The organism is Haemophilus haemolyticus (assembly GCF_003493605.1).
Taxonomy (GTDB): domain Bacteria; phylum Pseudomonadota; class Gammaproteobacteria; order Enterobacterales; family Pasteurellaceae; genus Haemophilus; species Haemophilus haemolyticus_J.
The window spans coordinates 1-8342 of record NZ_QQKA01000017.1; the positions used below are offsets into that span (position 1 = coordinate 1).

An 8342-nucleotide genomic window follows, 5' to 3' on the forward strand; every position below is an offset into this window, starting at 1 on the left:
CCGTACAGTAGGTGCAGGTGTTGTAGCGAAAATCATCAAATAATTGATGGATTCTTGAATGTCTTAAAGGCAGAAAGAAGACAAAAGAAAGTGCGGGGAAAATTCTCCGCACTTTTTGTTTATAGGTGATATTTGAAAGTTATCAAAATGTGATTTTTTAATCAGTATTTTATCGACTGGTTACATTTCTTTCGTTATAATTGAGCGTCTTATTTTATTTAACAAACGTGTTCGGTGTGAATTTTTACCGAGTGCAAATTAATTGAGGTAACAAATGTCATTAAATATTGAAACAACTCAAGGTTTAGAACGCCGTGTAGCGATCACCGTTCCAGCTGAAACTGTATCTAAAGCAGTTCGTGAAGAATTTAAACGTGCATCAAAAAATGTGCGTGTAGATGGTTTCCGTAAAGGCCATGTTCCAGCTCATATTATCGAACAACGTTTCGGTGCATCAATCCGTCAAGATGTATTAAACGATTTATTACCACGTCATTTTTTTGATGCCGTGATTGCAGAAAAGATTAATATCGCAGGTCGTCCAACTTTTGGTATTGAAACTTTTGAAGAAGGTAAAGATCTAGTTTTCACCGCAACTTTTGAAGTTTATCCAGAAGTTAAATTACAAGGTTTAGAGAATATTAAAGTTGAAAAACCAACTGTTGGAATCACAGAAGATGATATTGATAAAATGGTTGATGTGTTACGTAAACAACAAGCAACTTGGGCAGAAACCGACTCGGCAGCGAAAGCAGATGATCGCGTAACTATTGATTTTGTTGGTTCTGTCGATGGCGAAGAGTTTGAAGGTGGTAAAGCATCTGACTTCGTATTATTTATGGGACAAGGTCGTATGATTCCTGGTTTTGAAGATGGTATCGTAGGCCATAAAGTAGGTGAGCAATTCGATATTAATGTAACTTTCCCTGCTGAATACCATGCAGAAAACTTAAAAGGTAAGGCGGCAAAATTTGCAATTACCTTGAAAAAAGTAGAAAACATGGTGTTACCTGAGTTAACAGATGAGTTTGTAGCTAAGTTCGGTCCGAATACTAAATCTGTTGCGGATTTACGTGTAGAAATTCGTAAGAATATGGAACGTGAATTGAAAAATGCATTAGTTTCACGTGTTAAACAACAAGTAATCAACGGTTTAATTGAACAAAATTCAATTGAAGTGCCAGCTTCTGCTGTAGAAGAAGAAATTAATGTATTACGCAATCAAGCGGCTCAACGTTTTGGCGGTAATGCACAACAAGCTGCACAGTTACCACGTGAATTATTTGAAGCAGAAGCAACTCGTCGTGTTCAAGTAGGTTTATTATTCTCTGAAGTGATTAAATCTAATGAATTAAAAGCTGATGAAGAACGCGCTAAAGCAATGATTGCAGATATTGCATCAGCTTACGAGCAACCGGCTGAGGTTGTTGAATACTATAGTAAAAACGAAGAGTTAATGAACAATATTCGTAACGTAGTATTAGAAGAACAAGCAGTGGATGCAGTACTTGCTAAAGCACAAGTTACAGAAAAAGTTTCTTCGTTTGATGAAATTATGAATCCACAAGCATAATGATTAATTAATATCGTTATGATTGAATAAAAGTGCGGTCGCTCTTTTTAACAAAAGCGACCGCATTTTTATTTGTAGGTTATTTAGAGTAAAATAATTAGCAATTTTAGTGAAAAAGGTAAGAAAATGAGTGTAATTCCTATGGTTGTTGAACAGACTTCGCGTGGCGAGCGTTCATACGACATTTATTCCCGTTTATTAAAAGAGCGTGTGATCTTCCTAAGTGGTGAAGTGGAAGATCGTATGGCTAATCTCATTGTGGCTCAGCTGCTTTTTTTAGAGTCTGAAGATCCAACTAAAGATATCAATATTTATATAAACTCTCCCGGTGGTTCTGTGACAGCAGGTATGGCTATTTACGACACAATGCAATTTATTAAGCCAGATATTCGTACACTTTGTATCGGTCAGGCATGCTCAATGGGCGCATTCTTGCTTGCTGGCGGAACCGCTGGCAAACGAGCAGCGTTACCAAATGCGCGTGTGATGATTCACCAACCTTTGGGTGGTTTCCGTGGTCAAGCATCGGATATTCAAATTCACGCACAAGAAATTTTGAAAATTAAACACACTTTAAACGATCGTCTAGCATTCCATACTGGGCAAAGTATCGAACGAATTGAGAAAGATACAGATCGCGATAACTTTATGTCAGCTGAAGAAGCAAAAGTATATGGTTTAGTTGATGAAGTTTTAATTAAACGTTAAGGAAACACATGTCAGACAAAGATAAAGATTTACATTGCTCTTTTTGCGGAAAAGAAAAAAGCGAAGTAGATAAATTAATTGCTGGTAAAGACGGCTATATTTGTAATGAGTGTATTGAACTTTGTCATTCAATGCTTGAAGAAAGTAATGATGAAAGTGTAGACGAAAGTGCGGCAGAAAATGAGGAGAAATTACCAACTCCTCACGAAATTCGCGCTCATCTAGATGATTATGTTATTGGCCAAGATTATGCGAAAAAAGTGCTTTCTGTCGCAGTTTACAATCATTATAAACGCTTACGAACTAATCATCAAAATAATGATGTTGAGCTTGGCAAAAGTAATATCTTGCTTATTGGACCAACGGGTAGTGGTAAAACATTGCTTGCTCAAACACTAGCTCGTCGTTTAAATGTGCCGTTTGCGATGGCTGACGCGACAACATTGACTGAGGCTGGTTACGTGGGTGAAGATGTGGAAAATGTCCTACAAAAGCTTTTACAAAACTGTGAGTATAATACTGAAAAAGCAGAGCAAGGCATTATCTATATTGATGAAATCGATAAAATTAGCCGTAAATCAGAAGGAGCATCAATTACTCGAGATGTATCTGGCGAAGGTGTACAACAAGCATTGTTGAAACTCATTGAAGGTACCGTAGCTTCTATTCCACCTCAAGGTGGTCGTAAACATCCACAGCAAGAAATGGTGAAATTGGATACGTCAAAAATTCTCTTTATCTGCGGTGGCGCATTTGCGGGATTAGATAAAATTATCAGTAAGCGTACACAAACAAGTACGAGCATCGGTTTTAGTGCGAAAGTAGAAAAAGATGAAGAAGAAAAGTCTCTTTCTGAATTATTCCGCCAAGTAGAACCAGATGATTTAATGAAGTTTGGCTTAATTCCAGAATTTATTGGGCGTTTACCCATGATTTCTCCACTAAGTGAATTAGATGAAGAAGCCCTTGTGCAAATTCTTACACAGCCTAAAAATGCCTTAACTAAACAATATCAAGCTTTATTTGGACTTGAAAATGTGGAGTTAGAATTCACTCTAGAAGCTTTAAAAGCAATGGCGAAGAAAGCGCTTGAAAGAAAAACAGGCGCACGTGGTTTACGTTCTATTGTCGAGGCTGTATTACTTGATACGATGTATGATTTACCATCTATCGAAAATTTACGTAAAGTAGTCGTGGATGAAAGTACCATTGTAGATAATACTGCTCCAAAATTAGAATATCATTCTTAATAGAAAAGTGCGGTTGTTTTTCCTTATGTTTTCTATTTTGCTTGATGATTTTCAATAGGCAAGGAGAAAAGAAAATGCTACAATCGCACGTTCTTATAACTTTATTCTTATTTTCCTAAGTAAATAACGGATTCAATTTATGGCAACTGAAATTGTTGATAAAAAGAAAAATGTACCAGAGACGGTGGTAGAAGGTAAATCTAAAGGATTAAATACCCTTCTTTGGATTTTAGTCGCAGTCTTTTTTGCGGCAGCTGCAATTGGTAATGTTTATTTCCAAAAAGTATATTCATTACCTATTCGTGTAGTGGGTGTAGTCATTGCATTAGTGATTGCTTTTGCATTTGCAGCAATTACTAATCAAGGTACAAAAGCTCGTACATTCTTTAAAGATTCAAAAATAGAAGCGCAAAAAGTGGTATGGCCAAGTCGCCAAGAAGCGCGTCAAACTACATTAATCGTAATTGGGGTAACAATCATTGCATCCTTATTTTTCTGGGCGACAGATTCGATTATTGTGACAGTAATTAATTTCTTAACTGATTTGAGATTCTAAAATGACTGAAGAAACAACTGTATCAAAAAAACGTTGGTATGTATTACAGGCGTTTTCTGGTTTTGAAAGCCGAGTGGCTTTAACTTTGCGTGAATACATTAAACAGCAACAAATGGAAGACCAATTTGGTGAAGTGTTAGTTCCAACTGAAGAAGTCGTTGAGAATGTTGCAGGTAAGCGTCGTAAAAGCGAACGTAAGTTTTTCCCTGGCTATGTGCTCGTAGAAATGGAAATGAATGATGAAACATGGCACTTGGTGAAAAGTGTTCCGCGTGTTATGGGATTCATTGGTGGTACACCTGATAAACCTGCGCCAATTTCTAAACGAGAAGCCGATACTATTTTAAACCGTCTAGAACAGACTACTGATAAACCTCGTCATCGCAATGAGTATCATCCTGGTGAAGAAGTTCGTGTGGCAGAAGGTCCATTTGCAGACTTTAATGGTACAGTAGAAGAAGTAGATTATGAAAAAGGTCGCTTAAAAGTTTCTGTATCAATCTTTGGTCGTGCTACACCTGTTGAACTAGAATTTGGTCAAGTAGAAAAAATACATTAATTCTTGATTAAGAATAATTAAAAAAATTACCGCACTTCTATAGTGCGGTTTTTTCATGCCTTGAATTTATCAAGGTATGTATTGCTTGCGTGATCTTTAATTTTAGGAAATTAATTGGTCGTAGAAGATAAGATATAAAAAATCCCTTGCTCAGCAAGGGATTTAGTAATGAGTTAAAGTGCGGTAGAAATTACCAACCTTTTACAACACCATCTTTAAAGTGTTTTTTAGCTTCTTGGTAAACTTCTTCTGTTTGGTAAGATTTTACGAAATCTTGAACAGCTTTGCTGTCTTTGTTATCGGTACGAGAAACGATAATGTTCACATATGGAGAATCTTTATCTTCTACAAATACACCGTTATCTTGAGCATTTAATCCCACTTGACCCGCATAAGTGTTGTTTACTACAGCTAAATCAACATCGTCTAATGCGCGAGCTGCAACAGAAGTATCTACTTCAGTGATGTTTAATTTTTTCGGATTTTCAACAATATCTAATACAGTTGAAAGAAGGTTATTTGCATCTTTTAATTTGATTAAACCTTGTTTTTCAAGAAGAATTAATGCGCGGCCGCGGTTTGTTGGATCATTAGGAACAACAACTTTAGCACCTTCTTGTAATTCATTTATACTTTTGATTTTTTTAGAATAACCCGCTAATGGATAGACGAAAGTATTACCCACGATGACTAAGTTATTTAAATTTTTCGCTTTTGCATCTTCATCTAAATAAGGTTTATGTTGCATTGCGTTTGCATCTAAATCACCTTTAGATACAGCTTCATTTGGTAATGCATAGTCATTGAATTCAACGAATTGAACGTCTAAACCATATTTTTCTTTAGCGACTTTTGCTGCAATTTCTGCAACTTGGTGCTCTGGGCCAGACATTACACCGACTTTGATTTTAAGTGGTGCAGCTGCAGCTTCAGGTTTTTTGTCTTCTTTACAGCCTGTTAAAACGAGAGCTGATGCGATTGCAGTGATTGCAAAAAGTTGTTTTAATTTCATAGGATTTCCTTCCTGTTTAAGTTAAGGGTTGTGTTTAATTAACGATGATCCACTTTTTTAGCCAGTGTATCGCCGAGTTTTTGGCTAATCATAACGAATAGCACAATAATAATGGTTGCCACCCAAGTGACATAAGGCATATTGCGATATACGCCGTAGTTGATAGCGAGGCTACCTAAGCCACCGCCGCCTTGCGTCCCCGCCATTGCCGAGTAACCAACTAAAGTGACCAGCGTAAGCGTGATGCCATTAATGAGTGTAGGTAGCGCCTCTGGCAAATAGAATTTACATACAATTTGCCATTTAGTTGCTCCCATTGCTTGAGCAGCTTCGGTTAAACCATTTGGAATTTCCATTAATGCATTAGCAGTTAAGCGAGCCACGAATGGCATCGCACAAATACTTAATGGAATAATTGCTGCTGTTGTACCTAATACAGTTCCCACGATGAAACGTGTTACAGGTAATAAGATTAAAAGCAAAATAATAAATGGAATGGAACGCCCAATATTAATAATCGTGTTTAACACAAAATGAGTGCGGTTGTTTTGTAAGATCTCATTTTTTCCAGTTAAGAAAGTCCATACGCCAACAGGCACGCCGACAAGTACAGCAAGTAGGGTAGATGCAAAACTGATATAAACAGTTTCATAAGTTGCGGTTGCGACAACACCCCACATTTGAGGTGTTAATTGCTGGCTGAATGTTGCCAAGAAATCATTGAACATAACCAAGCACCTCCACGCGCACATTGTTTTCCATTAAATAAACTTTGGTTTGCGTAATCGCATCTTCATCGCCTGCTACTTCAGCAATGGTATAACCAAATTTCACGCCTCCAGCATAATCAATTTGTGAGGTTAAAATACTGAGCTCCACGCCAAATTTTTTTGATGCCTGAGAAAGTAACGGTGCATCAACTGATCGACCCGTAAACTCAAATTTGATAATTGGATACGCTTTGCTATGCTTCGGCGTATCAGTAAGATTTTCCAAATATTCATCAGGTAGACTGATGTGGAAGGTCGAACGAATAAACTCTTGAGCTAATTCTGTTTTAGGATTTGCAAAAATTTCACCGACAGTACCTTGTTCAACTAGACGACCCTGATCAATAACAGCAACTTGATCACAAATCTGTTTAACAACTTCCATTTCGTGAGTAATCAATAAAATCGTAATACCTAAAGTGCGGTTAATTTCTTTTAATAATTTCAGAATAGATTGTGTCGTTGCAGGATCTAATGCGCTAGTGGCTTCATCACATAATAAGACTTTAGGATCGCTGGCTAAGGCGCGAGCAATAGCTACACGTTGTTTTTGCCCACCCGAAAGATTGCTTGGGTAAGCATCTCGTTTCTCACTTAAACCAACAAGCGCTAAAAGTGCGGTAATTTTTTCTTGGATTTTTGCTTTTGGCATACTTTCCAATTCTAAGGGTAATGCTACGTTTTCAAAGACGGTGCGAGAACTTAGTAAATTGAAATGCTGAAAAATCATTCCAATTTGACGACGAGCGCGTACTAATTCTCGATCAGAAAGTCCTGTTAATTCTACGCTATCAACAATAACGGAACCGCTTGTCGGTTTTTCTAATAAATTCACACAGCGAATTAATGTGCTTTTTCCTGCGCCAGATGCACCAATTACGCCACAGATTTGACCTTTTTCGATATTCAACGAAACATTATCAAGCGCAGTCAATTTTTTGTTCGGTAGCTCAAAAATTTTCGTAATATTATTTAGCTTAATCATATAAGCCCTTTTTATTTATTGTTTTTAAGTCTGTTTTGGTATTCTAGATGTCTAGATTGCTATGTCAATATGTCAGATTATCTTTTTTAGACAGATTAGTTATGACTTATATTTGCTAATCCTTTGGATTAAATAGATAATTTTCCTTAATTTAATATATATAAAAGGTAAGAGAATGAATAAGGCTATTTTTTTAGATCGCGATGGCACGTTAAATATTGATTACGGTTATGTACACGAAATTGATAACTTTAAGTTTATTGATGGTGCGATTGATGCATTGCGAGAATTAAAGAAAATGGGATATATGTTGGTGTTGGTTACCAATCAATCTGGAATCGCACGTGGCTATTTTTCTGAGGATCAGTTTTTACAGTTAACAGAATGGATGGATTGGTCATTGGCTGAACAAGATGTGAATTTGGATGGTATTTACTATTGCCCACATCATCCTGAGGGAAAAGGTGAATATAAAGAAGACTGTGATTGCCGGAAACCTAAACCTGGAATGTTATTGCAAGCGATCAAAGAATTAAAGATCGATCCTATGCAATCTATTATGGTTGGAGATAAAGTTGAAGATTTAAAAGCGGGAATTGGCGCGAAGGTGAAAATGAATGTATTAGTTCGTACAGGTAAACCAGTAACAGAGGAAGGCGAGAGAGTGGCTGATTATGTGTTAGATTCTATTGTTGATCTTCCAAGAATTTTAAAACGGTTAAAAAAATAGCTCAAAATATCTATATTTTGCTCTAATCGCTTGTGCTTTAATCAAAAGATCATTTTTTTAAATATTTTTACAAAAAAGTACTTGCAAGGGATTTGAAAATCCCTATAATGCACCGCACACAACGACGCACTGTTGTGAAGTATTTAAATTTACAAGTGCGTCGTTGTTTTTTGCTCTTTAACAATGTATCAGACAATCT

General features: G+C 36.6%; 9 protein-coding genes. 6 read left to right on the forward strand and 3 right to left on the reverse strand.

Features of this window, described 5'->3' with window-relative positions; all coding sequences use genetic code 11:
* The first annotated feature begins 274 nt into the window (after window positions 1-274).
* From tig to nusG, 5 genes are all read left to right on the forward strand, one after another.
* Window positions 275-1573, forward strand: coding sequence for a trigger factor (tig, locus tag DV424_RS08750; RefSeq protein WP_118859751.1), 1299 nt, complete (start codon window positions 275-277; stop codon window positions 1571-1573).
* Between the two features lie 96 nt (window positions 1574-1669).
* Complete coding sequence (clpP, locus tag DV424_RS08755) at window positions 1670-2281, forward strand: ATP-dependent Clp endopeptidase proteolytic subunit ClpP (protein WP_275045366.1); 612 nt, start codon at window positions 1670-1672, stop codon at window positions 2279-2281.
* Between the two features lie 8 nt (window positions 2282-2289).
* A complete protein-coding gene (clpX, locus tag DV424_RS08760; RefSeq protein WP_118859753.1) occupies window positions 2290-3531 on the forward strand; it encodes an ATP-dependent protease ATP-binding subunit ClpX in 1242 nt (413 codons plus the stop codon).
* Window positions 3532-3670: 139 nt separating this feature from the next.
* Complete coding sequence (secE, locus tag DV424_RS08765) at window positions 3671-4087, forward strand: preprotein translocase subunit SecE (protein ID WP_005636067.1); 417 nt, start codon at window positions 3671-3673, stop codon at window positions 4085-4087.
* A gap of 1 nt (window position 4088) precedes the next feature.
* Entirely contained in the window at window positions 4089-4646 is a 558-nt protein-coding gene (gene nusG, locus DV424_RS08770; protein WP_005628071.1) for a transcription termination/antitermination protein NusG, read from the forward strand.
* Window positions 4647-4836: 190 nt separating this feature from the next.
* On the opposite strand, the gene DV424_RS08775 is transcribed toward nusG, so the two are convergent.
* Genes DV424_RS08775 through metN form a run of 3 tightly spaced genes read right to left on the reverse strand, consistent with a single transcriptional unit; the run spans window position 4837 to window position 7413 of the window.
* Complete coding sequence (locus DV424_RS08775; RefSeq protein ID WP_118782626.1) at window positions 4837-5658, reverse strand: MetQ/NlpA family lipoprotein; 822 nt, start codon at window positions 5656-5658, stop codon at window positions 4837-4839.
* A gap of 38 nt (window positions 5659-5696) precedes the next feature.
* Window positions 5697-6386, reverse strand: coding sequence for a methionine ABC transporter permease (locus tag DV424_RS08780; RefSeq protein WP_118859754.1), 690 nt, complete (start codon window positions 6384-6386; stop codon window positions 5697-5699).
* Window positions 6376-7413: a methionine ABC transporter ATP-binding protein MetN gene (metN, locus tag DV424_RS08785; protein WP_118859755.1), complete on the reverse strand. Its 1038-nt coding sequence runs from the start codon at window positions 7411-7413 to the stop codon at window positions 6376-6378. Before metN ends, DV424_RS08780 begins: the two co-directional genes overlap by 11 nt.
* 175 nt (window positions 7414-7588) lie before the next feature.
* On the opposite strand from metN, the gene gmhB reads away from it, so the two are divergent.
* Entirely contained in the window at window positions 7589-8143 is a 555-nt protein-coding gene (gmhB, locus tag DV424_RS08790) for a D-glycero-beta-D-manno-heptose 1,7-bisphosphate 7-phosphatase (protein ID WP_118859756.1), read from the forward strand.
* The last annotated feature ends 199 nt before the right edge of the window (window positions 8144-8342 follow it).

What these genes read in the sequence shown, in the direction of transcription:
- DV424_RS08780 (WP_118859754.1), bottom strand. Translation starts at nt 6,386, where the DNA reads ATGTTCAATGATTTCTTGGCAACATTCAGCCAGCAATTAACACCTCAA.
- clpX (WP_118859753.1), top strand. Translation starts at nt 2,290, where the DNA reads ATGTCAGACAAAGATAAAGATTTACATTGCTCTTTTTGCGGAAAAGAA.
- nusG (WP_005628071.1), top strand. Translation starts at nt 4,089, where the DNA reads ATGACTGAAGAAACAACTGTATCAAAAAAACGTTGGTATGTATTACAG.
- tig (WP_118859751.1), top strand. Translation starts at nt 275, where the DNA reads ATGTCATTAAATATTGAAACAACTCAAGGTTTAGAACGCCGTGTAGCG.
- gmhB (WP_118859756.1), top strand. Translation starts at nt 7,589, where the DNA reads ATGAATAAGGCTATTTTTTTAGATCGCGATGGCACGTTAAATATTGAT.
- DV424_RS08775 (WP_118782626.1), bottom strand. Translation starts at nt 5,658, where the DNA reads ATGAAATTAAAACAACTTTTTGCAATCACTGCAATCGCATCAGCTCTC.
- secE (WP_005636067.1), top strand. Translation starts at nt 3,671, where the DNA reads ATGGCAACTGAAATTGTTGATAAAAAGAAAAATGTACCAGAGACGGTG.
- metN (WP_118859755.1), bottom strand. Translation starts at nt 7,413, where the DNA reads ATGATTAAGCTAAATAATATTACGAAAATTTTTGAGCTACCGAACAAA.